Genomic DNA, 16,414 nt, shown 5'->3' on the forward strand with positions numbered 1-16,414 from the left:
TAATTAATCAGCTATCAGTTATTGCTTCCCGAGGTCCTATCTCCTCAGGAATATCTTGGATAATTGCCTGTATATCCTGTCCAAATACCACAGCGACCTGTTCCGGCGGCAGTAACATACCAAGCATCATTCCATAAATTTTTTCCAGATTTTGTGTATGACCTAAACTTGCTCTACAGTATAAATAGTGGTGTGGCTCAATCGGACTCTGCTCAAAATATTGCTCTATTCTCTTTAATGTCTTGATCTGTGTAATATCATCAAGTACCACCACAAAAGGTTCTTCATTTTTATACTGTGGTAGTTCATCAATATTCAGTTCTTTCAGAATATGTCTGACCTGATTCTGGTTTATAGCCAGCACTAACCTTTTTAAAGGTAAGAGCTGTTCAAAATTGACCTTTGTAGATGCTATACAACAGCTGCTCGAAAATTCTGCTGGCAGATAATGGTCAGAGATCCAGATGCGCTCATCAATTATCTCCTGATCAATTTCAGAATCAGCACTAATGATCAGAGAAATTTCCTGGGTCTGATCCTGCTGCTGTTTCAATAAAATTAAAAAATCATGTACTACCGTTTCTGCGCCAAGAAAATGATATGCCAGATGTATTTTTTGCGGAATAATGCCAAGGTTACTGAAAAACTCCTGTAACCGGTTTTGGTGAGCCGTTTCATTCCAGACGTGCTGTAAATCTTCAGATAAAAGAATATGCAGATTAAGACGATCGAGTCTTTCCACCTGTTTAAGTTCTGGTACAGCAACTTCATCTGGATCATATTCTGCGCCTGGGTCTATCCAAGCAGGATGCATACGGTAGTCATGAATTTGTTGAGTTTCATAGAACAGACTGGAGTATTTTAGATGTTCAGCAACCTGACGAAGTACCTCAACATTTTTTTCAAGCTGATGCTCTACTAAAGCCATAATACGTTGTTGGCGTACCGAAAATGTGGTAAGCCCATCTGCATCTTGCTCCGGTCCAAGTTCTTCATCCAGCTTTTCAATACGGTAAGAGAGAATTGGCAGCCCATTGCTATTTTGTAATTTCAGGTCCAGTTCAGGACTTGTATATTCTTTTAACTGCTCAAGAATGGCTCCATCTTCACCTAAAGCACTGTAAACATGCGCAGCATAAATGTTCAGCTTTAGCCACTCAATCTGTTGCGTCACCTGAGTACTTGGTGCTTCTTGTGCTTTCTGTTGTGCCAATTCAGCCTGATTTTTTTTACTCTGATAGGCCTGATAAGCTAGATAAATCAACCATGGCGAGAGTAAAAGACATGTTATAGCAAGAGGTAAGAGCCCGAAATAGATCAGGAAATCCTGACGTTCTGGTTCATATTGAACATCTCTCCAGTACAGAATGATCAAACTACTTAGCGTTAAAAATACACCAATAAAAGTCGCCAGGATTTTTTTCAACATGAAACCGCTCCTATCAGACTATAGCAGGTTTCATAGTTATGCTGGGGTTGCTCCGGTGGCATCAGAAAACTACCTTGTCCCAGACCAGCAGACTGTTGATGCTCCAGATGCGTGGCCTCAATTTCACTCCGGTCCAAGATTAATCGCACATCAATAAATAATGTTGGACTACACCAAGACTGCACCAGACGTTTAAGTTTTATGTAAAGCGGCTGCTGTGGTAAAAATTCCAGATACTGTGCCCGTTTCATAGGGCCTATCTGTATTTCAATTTTTCCATCAACCTGCTGAACGGTATCGCCACAAAATGTATTTAGTCCCAAAAGGCTGGGTTTGTGACTATTGAGACGGGTTTTTTGTTCATCGGCTAATTTAAAGGTTTCCCTGATGAATTCCCGTATATGTATGTTCTGCTTAAAGATACAGCTCAGCATGGTTTTCAGCGCATGAGGAGTATTATTCTGTCCCTGCATCAGGCCCGCGAATTCCGCAAAATACTCGTCCAGCTCAGTTTGCTGATGCTGGGTACGAATATAACCATTTAATGCATGCAAGATATCCAGATAGCGGTTTTCCTGTTCAACTTCATAACGTATAGGTAAATTATAGCTAATACTCGAATCTACGTACTGTGCGGCCAGTTTATGATTAAATAAGCCCAAAAACTCTTTCACTTCCAGGCGTTGCTGCCGGGTACCCTGTTTAACCTTACAGGTATAAGCATAAGGTAAAGCACCCTGAACACCAGTAAGTCCTACTACCAGATTAGTCAAATGCAGGTGCTGCTCTTTAAATTCCAATTGCTCCACTTCTGATGCAGGGAAACTTAGATTAAAAGCAGGTTCAAACTTAAAAGTATCTGCCCACGCAGAATTGCCGCGTAAATACGGAACATGTCTCAACAGACGTGTTGTCTGAATAAACTCAAAAGTACCTGCTTTATTAAATAACTGGTCAATTACAGAAGAGTTTTGCCACCAACGTTCTGCACGCATTGGTATAACTCCTGCTGACTTAAACTGTCTGTGATTACCACATCAACGAAGCTGTTGATCTGGACCTTCAAATTAAAGATATGACTAAGTAAATAACTGAATATATATAAACTATGGCCCCTGAAGACACTGCTATTTATACTTAACTCTGCTTTAACACCCCGAATAAACATGGGAAAAGGTTTTGCATCAACCAGTTTATGGGTTAATGAAAACTCTAATTGATCAATTGCATTAATAATTAAGTGATTTTCTTTAGAAGACGGCAGATTATATAATGCAAGCAATTCCTTAACATGGCTTAGGCTGTCGCCTTTCATTAAAGCTAGCGTATTCAGTGAAAGATGAGAAATAATACGCCACTGTTCAGTTTTATTCTGATCGAAACTATAAGGTACCGTTGGACGTTTAAGTATTAATGCCCGGCGTGCCAGACTGCTATCATTCAGATTTAAAATATTATTAGACTGGCTTAATGCCTCATGAGCTAAATCACGGTTCGAACATAATAAACGGATACTGATAAAATCAGATTTAATCTCAAAGGGTTTTAAATGTTTAGAGATGATTGAGTAGCGCATCTCGACAAAATTGGTTTGTATTGGCTGATAATCCAGCGCATAAAAAAACTGTACCTGTTCATTTTTATAGTGACTGATAGCAAAAAATGGTAAAACACTAGTATAGACCTGCTCCTGATTGGTTTTCTCACGCACCATATTCATTTCAAGAATTGAATATACTTGATAAGATTCAGGATGATGTGTATCCGTAATTAATGGATAATATAGCTGGGTATGAGTGATTTTCTGTGGTTCAGCTTGCTTTTCAAACAGGTTGATGGCTGGTGAAGTAAACAGCTTAAAATTTGCAACATTCAGTTCAGAATAATTACGAATCATTGATTGGTCATTCAGGTTCAGCTTAAAATAAATTAGAACCTCAAAACTCTCATACTGCTGAATACGGCCTTTTAAAATACCAAGATCAAGATTTAAATAATTAAATTTTTCAGGAAAACAAAAATATTCCATCAGTAGACGATAGGCATGATGGGTATGCTGGTCTACTGGTAACAGGCATTCTTCTTCTGCAAAACCTATGATACTAAAGGGGTTATCTATTTTTAAGATCTGTTGACCAATTCGCAAGGCAAATCCAGTCTCAGGCCTAAAAATACTGTCTAAAACCTGTAAAGGGAAATTTGAGATTGCATCCAGGTAGATAGGTAATCTTTCCTGTATCAGAACAGCTTGTGCATTATTAAAAATGTCAAATTTTAAGCTCAAGCTTGCATTCTGGCTTAAATGTATATGTGCGCTTGGTGATGTTTTAAATTCAAGTTGACTTAAGGCAACAGGAAGCAATATTACCTGTTGACTGGTATTAAACTCACACTGTACCCCTCTAAAACTGCGCGACTTCAGGGTTGTCTGTTTAGGAATAATATGTCGGCCAGTCAACTGCCTGATTTTATTTTCGTCTTCAAAACTTACTATCGTACAGGCTGGAAAATGCCGCAAATACTGCGGAAACATTACTTCAAATAATGCCCGAGTAAATACGTCATAACTATCTTCAAGCTTTTTATCAATCCGAGCTGCAATTAAAGAAAAAGCCTGAATTAACCGTTCAATATGCGGATCATCAATCTGTTCCTGGTTTAATGATAAACGCTGGGCAATTTTAGGATACTTCTGTGCAAACTCTCGTGATTGCTGACTGAATTCTTGTAATTGCTTTTCATAATACGGTAAGAGTTGTTCTATCACAGGAGGCCCACATTAAGTTCTTGCAGAGATAACGTATTGTTGTGTTGTTGGTTTTAATAAAGCATCAAAAAGTACAGGTTCATATAGAGGATAAATATTTAAATAAGCCTGAATGCTCAAGCAAAGTGACCCCATATTATGCCCATCAAGTAACATTTCTACTTTGACCTGCTTAAGACGTGGCTCATGTGCTTCAATAGACTGCTCGATAGAATGACAAATTGTCTCCCGATCCAGTGGATTAGCGGTAGAAAGACCCACAAAGTCAATAATCCCAAACTGTAAAACAGATTTACGGGCCAGTGGATAAGCTGTCATCTCTTGATCAAATTTTGCCACACGGCTGTTTAATAAATCTTCTAGATCATGAGCAACAGATTCCCGTAACTGCTGGATTGAAAGTCCCTGTAAATAGCGGTCTTGCTCTGGAATCAGGCGATCAAACAATGTCGAACGGAATCCATAAGGGTATAAATGGTCTAGATTCATTTTTTAGTTATAAATAAAAGCTTAATAGAAATAGAGGTTAACCAGGTGTTAACCTCTATTCAGGGTAATCACTTGACTATTATGCAGCGTAAGATGCTGTATTATTAGAAAGTGACCATTTCTTAGTAACTGCGCCTTTTGCTGTACCATTAATATCCTGTTGGTTATAAGTCCACTCAACAGCGGCATATTTCAGACCAAACGCTTCTGTTGGCACCCCCTCTTCATTTACAGTGGGTGTTACGCTTGAAACAAGTACATGCTTTAACTTGATTTGCAGATATTTAATACGTTTATCGCCATTGGCCCGATAAAAGTCAATCTGTACTTCATCAAAGGTATAGCCCGCAGAACATGCTTCCCATAATTTAGGGCTGGTTGCATCCAGATCTTTTACAAATATCATATCTGAATGCTCAACACGTTCAGCCGTATGCCCCCCTACACTACTTGAAGTTGCAGATTTAGGCTGACGAATATTATGAGACCAAGAGTTAACCTCAAGCCATCCCTTATGCTCACTGTCACGTGACTCACCATCTACTTTATATTTACCTCTAAATTCGATATAAATATCTTTCATTTAATAAACTTCCTCTTTTAATTTAAAGTTATTATGTGGTTAGGTTCTTTTTAGTTGGAAGACTGGGGTAATTCAGTCACGAGTCGCAAAGAAACAGACAACTCATCCAGCTGGAAATGCGGTCTTAAAAAGACCACCGACTTGTAGTGTCCCGGTTGCGCCGGATCTTCTACAACTTTTACTGATGCTTCACGAAGCGGATACTGTGCCTTGGCTTCTTGTGATGCACCATCATCAAGTAATACGTACTGCGATAGCCATTCATTTAGAAATGCCTCTACATTACCTGCTGAAGCAAAGCTGCCGACCTTGTCACGCATCATTGCTTTTAGATAGTGAGCAATACGTGATACGGCCATGATGTATTGGATCTGGCTAGACAGTGCAGAATTTGCATTAGCTGTATCGTTGTCATATTTTTTTGGTTTCTGAGCTGACTGGGCACCAAAGAAAGCTGCATAATCTGTATTTTTGCAGTGAACCAGCGGGATAAAACCAAGGTCGCTTAACTCTTTTTCACGTCGGTCAGTAATGGCTATTTCTGTTGGGCACTTGAGTAACACTTCGCCATCTGGGGTCTTAAAAGTGTGCACAGGCAGTCCTTCTACCAGGCCACCGCCTTCTACACCGCGAATTGCTGCACACCAGCCATATAAATCAAAAGCATTTGTCAGACGCGTACCGAATGCATAGGCTGCATTCATCCATAAATATTCGTCATGATGCTGACCAGATACTTCCTCAGCGAAATTAAAACCCTCTGTTGCAGTACCCTCTTTAGGATGATAAGGCAAACGTCCCAATACGCGTGGCATAGTTAGAGCAACATAGCGCGCATCTTCACTATCCCGAAAGGAACGCCATTGTACATATTCAGCAGTTTCAAAAATTTTGGAGACATCTCTTGGACGGTCAATATCAGTAAATGACTCAAGACCCAGAATACTTGGACTGGCTGCGGAAATAAAAGGTGCATGTGCTGCAGCAGCGATATGAGAGATCTGCTCAAGCAGATACATGTCTGAAGGAGTACGGTCAAATTCAAAATCACCGATCAGGGCTGCATATGGAGCACCACCGAAGGAGCCATATTCCTCTTCATAAATCTTTTTAAACAATGTGCTCTGGTCAAAATCAGTTGCACCCTGAAAATCTTTTACCAGTTCCTTCTTAGTAGTATTCAGCATCCGGATTTTGATCATCGGATTAGAAGGTGTTTCTTGGCAAAAATAATATAACCCGCGCCAAGTCGACTCGATCTTCTGAAATTGTTCATTGTGCATGATCTGGCTAAGCTGGCCGGAAATCAGTGCATCAATTTCTGCAATACGCTTGTCAATTGAAAGCGTCATATTTTCAGATACTGTAATGGTTCCTGCCATTACTTCTTTTGCCAGCTCGCCAATCAGGCTTTTAGCACGGTCATGTTCTTCTTCATTTCGCGCAATGCGGCTTTGTTCAACAATAGAGTCCAGCAGATTGACCGGTTCATTTTCCAGAGCAAATGCAGTAGCTGCCTGAGTATTATTCATGTTCAGCCTCCGCGCTCAGTTTACGTATCTGGTCAGTACTTTTAAGTACTTCATCCAGTAAGTCTTCAAGCTTTTCACTATTGGATATCTTGTTACGCAAATCTGTCAAACGTTCACGCGCTTCCACAAGTTTGCGCAAAGGTCCTACCTGCTGAGCCACCTGCTCCGGCCGAAAATCCTTCATAGACTTAAATATCAATTCTACAGACATGCGGCCGCCCTCCTCAGTCAGAGTGTTATTTACCTGAAAAGCAGCACGTGGAGCAAGTGACTCCATGACTTCATCAATGTTATCCAGATCAACATTAATGAATTTCTTATCTTTTAATTTAGTCTTTTCCAGTTCAGAAGCAGCAGAAAAATCCCCTACTACTCCAACTACAAAAGGTAATTCTTTGGCTTCTTTACCATCACCAATTTCAACGTCGTAAGTGAGCTGAACACGTGGTGGACGAATCCGCTGAAGCTTTTTCTGTACGCTTTCTCTTTTCGCCATAATGTTGTATTCCGAATAATTTATTTAAGTGATTCAAATGGATTCGTGCCAGTTTTACTTATACTTGCTGAATTTGGCTGTTTAGTTGCTGTACTTTGGCGGGCTTTCACCGGCGCTGTACGAATGTTGCTATTACGGGAAGGCTTTGCTGTGGTGGTACGTTTGGTTGACTTTACTACTGAACGCGCTTCGCGAGTTTTTATCGTCTCATCAGTAATAGCTTTGGTATTTATCGTCTCAGGTACGGGCATAGCCATACGGATCGTATCACTTAACTCTTTGGCAGGTGGGTAAGTCAAGTCATTACTCAAGAACCGCATTTCATTAGTACGCATATCCTGTAAGGCCTGTTTGGCAATTCCTATTCCTGCAAGAAAGGTAACATCTGTTAAACCTGCACCTCGAACATTTTGCTGTTTGAGTTGTTGTGCAAGCGCTAGTGCATTTACGGGCTGATTCAACTCGTACATACGCAAGGCAGCCTGAACAAGCAGGTCATTTTTACGCGCAGCATTATTTTTATCACAAACTTGTTGATAAATTGATAATAACTCAGGATCTGTTTGCCCTGCAGCCAGTGGATTCTGCTTAACACATTTGCTTTTTAATTTGATGGAGTTCACATTATCTGCTGCATAAGCCAGATTAATTCCACTTGGTAAATTTATACCTGTAAATAGGAGCGCTATTAAAATACCTTTCTTCAAAACATGCCTCATTTTTTATTTAAGTTTTTAATTGATAGGCTAAAAATTATTTTTAAAAAATACTTATCTATCAATCTTTATACATTAACAAAATAGATTTGCCGAATTTAACAAAAAAACTACGATTAATGTCAAGTTGAGTTACGTTTATTAAACAATCTCCATATTTCCTCTAGAAAACTGCCCACAAGCTATTTTATGTAATATACATGTATATTTTTTTACACAAACTTCACATTTTTATTGTAGAATAATAAGAGAATTCAGTCATGGCATACAAGTTATTGAAATATATAATTTTATCCATTTAAAATATTAAAAGAATATCAAATTAATATTATTTTCTAGATTTTGATATTCAAAAAATTTGCGAGTTATAAATGAGTAATTTAAAAATTCTAATTACAAAATTATCTTTTCCTGCCCGTACAGCCTTAGAAAAATCAGCAAATTTTTGTATTAAGTTACAGAACTATGAAATTGAAATTGAACATTTATTTATAGAATTATTAAATCAGGAAGTGCCCAATGATATACAGTTATTATTAGAAAAATATAACATTTCTAATGATAATCTAATCAATGATTTAAAGGAAACTATTTGTTCTTTACCGAAAGGAAATACTCGTACTCCTATTTTTGCCAAGTCAATTATCCGATTATTTGAACAGGCATGGTTAATCGCTTCAGCTGACCAAATTCCAGTTATTCGTAGTGGACACTTACTGGTAGCTCTATTAACGGCGCCTGATCTTTATCAGATTGCAACTCGAGCTTCAAGTCTGTTTGATTTACTGCCAATCGACAGTATGAAACACAAATTTCTGGAAGTATGTACATTAAGTACAGAACATAAAGTTGAGCGGTCTTGCTCTACAGAGCAGAACCATCTCCATACTCAACAAGAGACCATACCCTCTATATCACCTGCTATTAAAACGCCAGCACTCGATCAGTACACTATTAATCTGTCTGTAAAAGCCGAGACCGGTAAAATTGATCCTGTGATTGGGCGTGAACATGAAATCCGTTTAATGCTGGATATCCTATTGCGTCGTCGCCAGAATAATCCCATTCTAACTGGTGAACCGGGAGTTGGAAAAACTGCTGTAGTGGAAGGTCTGGCACTAAAAATTTCTCAAGGACTGGTTCCAGAGGCGCTACGTAATGTACAGCTTCATGTTCTTGATATGGGGTTATTGCAAGCAGGAGCAAGTGTTAAGGGAGAATTTGAAAACCGGTTAAAACAGGTTATTCAGGAAGTACGAGCCTCACCCCATCCTATTATTTTATTTATTGATGAAGCACATACCCTTATCGGTGCAGGTGGCCAAGCTGGGCAAAATGATGCAGCGAACCTCTTAAAACCGGCTTTAGCCCGAGGAGAGTTACGTACAATTGCAGCTACGACCTGGGCCGAATATAAACAGTATTTTGAAAAGGACGCAGCACTAAGCCGCCGTTTTCAGGTCGTAAAGGTAGAAGAGCCCAGTGAAGAAGTAGCAATTGATATGCTGCGCGCCATGATTCCCGTTATGCAGGCTCACTTTAACCTGCAAATTGATGATCAGGCAATTATTACTGCGGTACAGGCATCTCATCGTTATATTAGTGGTCGGCAGCTCCCTGATAAAGCTATTAGTGTGCTAGATACTGCTGCGGCACGGGTGGCTCTTACACATAATGCTCAGCCAGTGAAACTAGATCAGCTAAAGGCTCAACTGCACAATTTGACACTGGAACAACAGATTCTGCAAAATGAACATCGCCAGATCCCTATACACCGTGAACGCCTAGATGAGCTTGAACAGTGTTTGGTAAGACTGCAACAGGAAATTCAGGAGACAGAAGACCAGTGGCAAGCAGAGCTGAAACTGGTCAAAAATATTCAAAGGCTTAAACAACAGGATACTGATGAACAGGCTGCTGTTCAAAATGAGATTACCAGATTACGTGCAGATTTAAACGCATTGCAGGGACAACAGCCTCTGGTCTTTGAACGTGTTAACGCCCAGATAATTAATGAAATTATTTCTGACTGGACCGGTATACCAGTTGGCAATATGATCAATGACGAAATCAAGCAGATTTTGACCTTAGAAAACAAACTTGCGCAGCGTGTTATGGGGCAAAGTTGTGCACTTGAGCAGCTGGTACAAGGAATTAAAACTTCAAAAGCTAAACTTGAAGATCCCAATAAACCTCAGGGTGTATTTCTGCTTATCGGTCCAAGTGGTGTAGGAAAAACTGAAACTGCCTTAGCTCTTGCTCACGAACTCTATGGTGGTGAACAGCATCTAATTACTATTAATATGTCAGAATATCAAGAAGCCCACACCGTCTCTTCTCTCAAAGGTGCTCCTCCGGGATATGTCGGATATGGTCAGGGTGGAGTTCTAACTGAAGCAGTGCGTCGTAATCCTTATAGTGTGATCCTACTTGATGAAATTGAAAAAGCGCATAGTGATGTGCAGGAATTGTTTTATCAGGTCTTCGACAAAGGCACACTAGAAGATGGTGAAGGCCGTGTAATCGATTTTAAAAATACTATTATTTTACTGACTTCAAATATAGGATCTAGTGCCATTATGCAGGCCTGTCTGAGTCAGGAAGTCCAGCAATGGCCAAGTACCGAAGAGCTGGTCGAATATTTAAAACCAAGCCTGTATAAACAGTTTAAGCCTGCATTTATTGGACGTATGCGCATCGTGCCCTATTTCCCACTGCATGATGATTTACTGGTTCAGATCATTGAACACAAGCTGAATAAAGTTACTGCCCGCATCGAGAAACAGTATGCAACTGTGGTGCAATATTCAAATGATCTGATTGAGTTACTGCTTAGCCGGTGCACCGAAGTCGATAGTGGAGCGCGTAATGTAGATAACATTTTGAATTCTAGCATATTACCGGCTCTGGCTACCCATTTATTAATAGCGTTAGCGGAGCATCAACTTCCTAAAAAAATTACAATCGATGTTGAAAATGATGAAATTATTTATCGATTTGATCCGATTGAGAAAGTAAAAAAGAAACGTACAGTAAAGAAAACCAAGATAGAAGCTTAAAAAATTAAGAGTCACGTATTATATGAGTATCAATATCTCAAATTTTCTTGAGCCCATTAGTGAAGATAAATCTTGTGGAGAGGATTTTTCCTTTTCTAATGATTTTCACGAAATCAAGAAGGCAAAAACTCAAGATGACTTTTTGCTGGATCAGGGTGACTGGATTACCGAACGCAAGCAAGCAGACTGGGACTTTGTATCCAATAAATGTAGTGATCTTTTACAAAGCAAAAGTAAGGATATTCGTCTATTAACTTGGATTAATGAAGCTTGGGCGTATCTTTTTGGTTTCGAAGGTATTTCGAAAGGGCTGGAATTAAGCCACCGCATGCTTGAGCAATATTGGCAGTCCATACATCCTGAAATTGAAGATAATGATCTGGACCAGCGTATCGGTTTATTACAGGGTCTTCTTAACCAGTTAATACCTTTAATTAAAAAAGTTCCGCTGGTCAATACTGCACCATTTTACACTCTGCTGGACTATGAAAATTTTTTATATCATCAGAATATTCGTCGCAAGCAGGTAGATGAAGATTACTCTACAGAGCATGCTGCTGAACTGGAACAGTTCGAACAGGCACTTTTTAATACCTCCAAAAGCTTTCAATACCAGAATTATCAGCATTTTAGTGAGATTTTACTGCAATGGAACATAATCAAACAGGTATTAGATAATTTGATGGGGCTAGATGCTCCAAGTTTTGCTGCAATTGACTCAAGTTTGGCTGATATTCATGCAACATTAAGAAAAATCTATAAAGCAGAAGCTTTCGGTAGCATCATGACCCATTCTGTACCAGATACAGTCACTGAATCTGTCCCCTTGACTCCTCATATGATTATATCTGAGGAGCCAGCTGTGTTGCAGAACTCACTGGCCTTTCAGCCTCAGATTCAATCTCACATAGCAAACCGTGAGCAGGCTATGCGGGTTTTACAGGATATTGCTGATTATTTTCAAGCTAATGAACCGCACAGTCCTGTCAGCTATATGCTGCAAAAAACAATTAAATGGAGCCAGATGCCATTACATGAGTGGCTGGCACAAGTGATTAAAGATGACCAGCCGTTACAGATGGTAAAGGACATACTGGGTGTACAACCAAAGAATGAATATGAATAAGATTGGTAATTAATTATGTTTAAAGCAGAAAAAGTTCTTTGGGGCGAGGGTCTATTTTTACGCCCTCAGCATTTCCAGCTACAGGACTCTTATCATGAGCAACGTTTAAACCATACGATTCGTGCCACTATTCCTTTTGCGTATGGCATACAAAAATTGCAGTTTGATGAAGTTCAGCTCAGCACACATGTGCTGGCTTTAGAAAATATTGAAATGATCTGGCAAGATGGCGAGATTTACCAAGCACCAGCTCAGGATCTGTTACCTGCTCCTGTACTACTCGACGAATTAAGTCTACGTGGAGAGATGACAATTTATCTGGCTTTACCTATCTTACAGGCAAACAAGAAGAATGTTTCAGATGAACAGGCGTCACAGTCCAGCCGTTATCATGACTATTTGGTAGAAACACATGATTTGTTTACTACCGCTATGCCAGCAGATATTACTTTGTTACGGCGTCGTGCAGAATTTAAACTGCTTGAGACACATGTTCATCCGAATCAAGAATTAGAAGGTTTTTTATATTTGCCTGTTGGAAAATTAAAACGACAAAGTTCCGGTATATTTGAGTTGGACCGAAAATTTATTCCTCCAATTCTACAGGTTGAGGCCTCAGAAACCTTAAATTCTAATTTAAGACGAACTCTAAATATAATTAAAGCCAAGATTAAAACCATTCAGAACAATAATCGTGAAAACGAGCAGAAACTCATTGAATTCCGTTCGGGTGATATTATTTCATTCTGGCTGGTAAATGCACTAAATACTGCACATGCAGGATTAAACCACTTATTGCAGAACCCACAGGTTCATCCTGAGCGGCTCTTTTTTGAATTATTACGGCTGACAGGCTCATTGCTGACTTTTTCTACTGCTTATGAAGTTGAACATTTACCACAATATAAACACCATCAGCTACAGGAAAGTTTCCAGCAGCTCGATGTTATTTTAAGAGATTTACTCGATACCATTATTTCTAATCGTTACATTAGTATTGCCCTCAAGGAAATTCGCCCATCTTATTGGCTGGGTAGCCTAGAATCAGACAAAATTAATCGTGACACACGACTCTATATTGCTGTATCAAGCAGCATGATGCAGACACATGAGTTGATTCAAATTGTTCCTTTACGATTTAAAGTAGGTAGTACTGTTGATGTAGAACAGCGCGTGGTTGCAGCCTTACCGGCTATTCCACTGCATCATCTTGTACAGGTCCCGACTGCAATTCCAGTACGCTCAGGGGTAAGTTATTTTGAAATTGAAGCTCATCATGAATTATATCAGCGCATGATTGAGTCTGAAGCAATCTGTATTTATGTTCCTGCTGGCTTTCAAGACATCAGTATTGAACTGATTGCTGTTGTAAACGCTTAGAGAGGCTGGCTATGACACAACATCCTATGGGGGCACCTTCACTTTTTGATGATGGTAAAATTGGCACAGGTATACCAAGTTCCAGTCAGCCACAGAGTAAAGTCCAGACTATTAACCTGATTGATTTAATGCATGACGGTTTTTACATTGTATTTCTAATTCGAAATCAATACTTACCTGGGGATCCGGCTGAGTTCCGTCAGAAAATTCTGGACCTGCTTAACCGCTTTGAACAGCAGGCCAAAAAACTGCATTTTTCTGCTGATGACATTCAAGATGCGAAATATGCTTTTTGCGCACTGATTGATGAAACTATTGTAACCCAGCAGGATCCTGCGTATTTTAATCTGCAAAATGCATGGTTAATTAGCCCCTTACAGCTGAGCTTATTTGGTTCTCAGCTAGCTGGTTACCGTTTTTTTGAAATACTGGAAGAACTGCGCAGACGTGGTAAAGACCGCCTTGCGGCTCTGGAAGTTTTTCATTATTGCCTATTACTGGGGTTTCAGGGTAAATACCGGATTGAATCCATTGAGAGTCTCAATCATCTGGTAGCCAGGGTGGGTGACGAAATCGATTATCTCAAAGGAAAAAAGGCAGCTTTTTCACCTTTCTCGGCTATTCCAGACCAGATCAGGCATATTATTCACCGCGAACTCCCATTTTTCTGGATTCTGTTTTTTCTGCTGCTTTTTGCACTGTTAACCTTTGCCGGTTTACGTTTTATGCTGTCCAAACAAAATCAGCAGGCTTTGTTGCCCTATCAGAATGTGATTTCAGCACCTGCAGAAGAAGCTCATATTACTATCCATTTACCTTAGTAGATTAAAATGATTCAAGAGAAACCGACCTCCTTACGAATCTTGCAGCCATCCAAGAAAAATTCTCTATCACCTGCTCTATATATTCTGATCGGATTTATTTTAGGTATTTTATTCAGTGGTATAGCCATGCTCTTTTTATTTAGAGACTCTTCTGCACCCGCAGTAGTGGAATCTTCTGAAAAGGCTTTTACCCAGAGTAACTCTTCTTTAGCAGCGCATACTGCCCATGCAGAATCCGCGCCAACTTTGTTAGTTACACAAGAGCAGATTCAGGCTACTGAAGAAGAACTAGCCTCAGCTAATGATAATGATAATGATAATGATTTTATACAGCCTAAAGAGAGTGAACTCAGCAAGCTATTTACTCCCCCTCCGGTTACTCCAACTGCTACTCCACCGCGAGTTTCACCTTTTGAACATAAAGCTGCTGAGGTGAAAAATCTTCATACAATTCCTAAAACCGCACCTCATCTGGAAACTAAAAAAAGAGAAACTGCTCCTGCTAATGCAAAAATTGAAGCTAAATCGGAAATCATACCTGTTAAGGAAAATGAACCTGAGCTACCTAAAGCGTCGTTACAAATTAAAGTAACTCAAAAACCATTTTCCTTAGATGAATCCTAACTAGTATGATTTTTCTAATTTTCTTCTGTTTTATTTGCCTAGCAGTCGGACTGGGCTTTTTAATGTCTTATGAACTACGGGCACAAGGTTCACAGTTTATTAAAATGCTTTTACCGCAAGGCAGAAAAAAACTTTTAAACGTTCAACAGTTCGCCCATCATATGCACCATGCTGCTGCACCAGACAAATTACAGTCACACTGGTACTTGCAACAATGGTGGATACTTTTTGCAGGTTTTTTACTTTTTTCCAGTATTTTAATTTTTGCCTTTACCCGACCTGTCAGTTCGACACGGATAGAAGCGGATTATTTAAAAGAAGTTGATCCACAGATTTATGCTTTGCTCAATGGTGAAATACTGAGTTCTCCCCCTGAAGTTGATGAAACATTAATTCAGGAAGCTATTATAGAAGCCTCTCAACTAGAACAAGCCTATATGGCACAGAACATTAACTCTGTCAGTGCTGCTAATATAGAAAATCCAGCTGATCATCATCATGGATTATTGGATACCACGATGGTTAATCGTAAATGGGAGAAAATGAATCCGCGTTATAAGCAGCGCTTGCTGATGGTTTTTAAAATCATGAAAGAGCAGCACAATTATGAATTGGTTCTGCTGGAAGGTTACCGTAGCCCATCAAGACAGAATTTACTTGCTGGAAATCCGAACACAACACGCGCTAAAGGCTACCAAAGCTATCATCAGTTTGGTCTAGCCGCAGATGTAGCGTTCAAACGTAATGGTAAAGTAGTTATTTCCGAACGTGACCCCTGGGCAATGCGAGGTTATCAGATTTATGGAGAGGTTGCGGAATCTGTAGGGCTTACCTGGGGAGGTCGCTGGAAGTCCATTCAGGATTATGGCCATACAGAATACCGGATGCCAGGGCTGAAGAAAACACGTGAGATGGCTGAGAAATTAATTGCTGAAGCCCAAGTTAATATCAGTACAGACGGTTAATGATTTTATAAATAAGAAGAGGAAAAAATATATCATCCTCTTCTATAAATCTGTCTTATCTATACAGAATACTGTTTTGGTGTTTTTTGTAAAGTTACCCAGTGAACCGGAGTAAACTCTTCAATTACCTACTGGTCATTAAAGCGTCCCTATCCTGAATTTTTTCTCCACCAAATGGTGCAATGGTCTGATCATCTACTGAAGTATCATTGATATGAGTCATACCTGCTTCTATACCTAAAGCAAACTTCCAGCCTAGCTCATAATCTTGAGTGCATACAGCACTCGATAACCCATTTTCTGTATAATTTGCCAGAAACAGTGCATGAGTTTCGTCTTGAGCTTTGAGTACTGGAAGTATCGGACCAAAGCTTTCTTCCTTGGCAAGTACAGACTCAGGATCAGTTTCAGTAAAAATATACGG

General features: G+C 39.6%; 15 protein-coding genes. 6 read left to right on the top strand and 9 right to left on the bottom strand.

Annotation, left to right across the window (positions count from 1 at the left end):
* Positions 1 to 7 precede the first annotated feature (7 nt).
* The 8 genes from B3X18_RS11285 to B3X18_RS11320 form a co-directional block, all read right to left on the bottom strand.
* On the bottom strand, positions 8 to 1,429 hold the full coding sequence (locus B3X18_RS11285; RefSeq protein WP_005025190.1) for a hypothetical protein: 1,422 nt from the start codon (positions 1,427 to 1,429) through the stop codon (positions 8 to 10).
* Positions 1,423 to 2,424 (bottom strand): type VI secretion system baseplate subunit TssG, encoded by a 1,002-nt coding sequence (gene tssG, locus B3X18_RS11290; RefSeq protein WP_005025188.1) that lies wholly within the window; start codon positions 2,422 to 2,424, stop codon positions 1,423 to 1,425. Before tssG ends, B3X18_RS11285 begins: the two co-directional genes overlap by 7 nt.
* Positions 2,388 to 4,196 (bottom strand): type VI secretion system baseplate subunit TssF, encoded by a 1,809-nt coding sequence (gene tssF / locus B3X18_RS11295; protein WP_034674689.1) that lies wholly within the window; start codon positions 4,194 to 4,196, stop codon positions 2,388 to 2,390. The genes tssG and tssF overlap by 37 nt, the downstream gene beginning before the upstream one ends.
* A 12-nt stretch (positions 4,197 to 4,208) precedes the next feature.
* Positions 4,209 to 4,685 carry a type VI secretion system baseplate subunit TssE gene (tssE, locus tag B3X18_RS11300; RefSeq protein ID WP_005015186.1) on the bottom strand — a complete coding sequence of 159 codons (477 nt, stop codon included), beginning with the start codon at positions 4,683 to 4,685 and terminating at the stop codon, positions 4,209 to 4,211.
* A 79-nt stretch (positions 4,686 to 4,764) separates the two neighbouring features.
* On the bottom strand, positions 4,765 to 5,268 hold the full coding sequence (locus B3X18_RS11305; RefSeq protein ID WP_005015188.1) for an Hcp family type VI secretion system effector: 504 nt from the start codon (positions 5,266 to 5,268) through the stop codon (positions 4,765 to 4,767).
* Between the two features lie 50 nt (positions 5,269 to 5,318).
* Positions 5,319 to 6,800 (bottom strand): type VI secretion system contractile sheath large subunit, encoded by a 1,482-nt coding sequence (gene tssC / locus B3X18_RS11310; RefSeq protein WP_005015197.1) that lies wholly within the window; start codon positions 6,798 to 6,800, stop codon positions 5,319 to 5,321.
* Entirely contained in the window at positions 6,793 to 7,296 is a 504-nt protein-coding gene (gene tssB, locus B3X18_RS11315) for a type VI secretion system contractile sheath small subunit (protein WP_005025179.1), read from the bottom strand. Before tssB ends, tssC begins: the two co-directional genes overlap by 8 nt.
* A 20-nt stretch (positions 7,297 to 7,316) precedes the next feature.
* Complete coding sequence (locus B3X18_RS11320; RefSeq protein WP_005025177.1) at positions 7,317 to 8,003, bottom strand: hypothetical protein; 687 nt, start codon at positions 8,001 to 8,003, stop codon at positions 7,317 to 7,319.
* A 380-nt stretch (positions 8,004 to 8,383) separates the two neighbouring features.
* Between B3X18_RS11320 and tssH the strand changes: the two genes are divergently transcribed.
* The 6 genes from tssH to B3X18_RS11350 are packed head-to-tail and all read left to right on the top strand — an operon-like array spanning position 8,384 to position 15,990.
* Positions 8,384 to 11,071 carry a type VI secretion system ATPase TssH gene (gene tssH, locus B3X18_RS11325; RefSeq protein ID WP_005025176.1) on the top strand — a complete coding sequence of 896 codons (2,688 nt, stop codon included), beginning with the start codon at positions 8,384 to 8,386 and terminating at the stop codon, positions 11,069 to 11,071.
* Positions 11,072 to 11,093: 22 nt separating this feature from the next.
* The gene (gene tssA, locus B3X18_RS11330; protein WP_005025173.1) at positions 11,094 to 12,197 is read left to right on the top strand and encodes a type VI secretion system protein TssA; all 1,104 of its coding nucleotides are present in this window, start codon (positions 11,094 to 11,096) and stop codon (positions 12,195 to 12,197) included.
* A 15-nt stretch (positions 12,198 to 12,212) separates the two neighbouring features.
* Entirely contained in the window at positions 12,213 to 13,577 is a 1,365-nt protein-coding gene (gene tssK, locus B3X18_RS11335) for a type VI secretion system baseplate subunit TssK (RefSeq protein WP_005025171.1), read from the top strand.
* Positions 13,578 to 13,588: 11 nt separating this feature from the next.
* Positions 13,589 to 14,398 carry a type IVB secretion system protein IcmH/DotU gene (gene icmH / locus B3X18_RS11340; protein WP_017400909.1) on the top strand — a complete coding sequence of 270 codons (810 nt, stop codon included), beginning with the start codon at positions 13,589 to 13,591 and terminating at the stop codon, positions 14,396 to 14,398.
* Between the two features lie 9 nt (positions 14,399 to 14,407).
* Positions 14,408 to 15,025 (top strand): DUF4064 domain-containing protein, encoded by a 618-nt coding sequence (locus B3X18_RS11345; RefSeq protein WP_034670467.1) that lies wholly within the window; start codon positions 14,408 to 14,410, stop codon positions 15,023 to 15,025.
* Between the two features lie 5 nt (positions 15,026 to 15,030).
* The gene (locus B3X18_RS11350) at positions 15,031 to 15,990 is read left to right on the top strand and encodes a M15 family metallopeptidase (RefSeq protein WP_016801175.1); all 960 of its coding nucleotides are present in this window, start codon (positions 15,031 to 15,033) and stop codon (positions 15,988 to 15,990) included.
* 124 nt (positions 15,991 to 16,114) lie between these two features.
* On the opposite strand, the gene B3X18_RS11355 is transcribed toward B3X18_RS11350, so the two are convergent.
* Positions 16,115 to 16,414: aldehyde dehydrogenase family protein (locus B3X18_RS11355; RefSeq protein WP_286935601.1), on the bottom strand; the 300-nt coding region annotated here is incomplete at its 5' end.

The sequence above is a fragment of the Acinetobacter sp. UBA6571 genome (assembly GCF_002434085.1).
Classification (GTDB): domain Bacteria; phylum Pseudomonadota; class Gammaproteobacteria; order Pseudomonadales; family Moraxellaceae; genus Acinetobacter; species Acinetobacter radioresistens.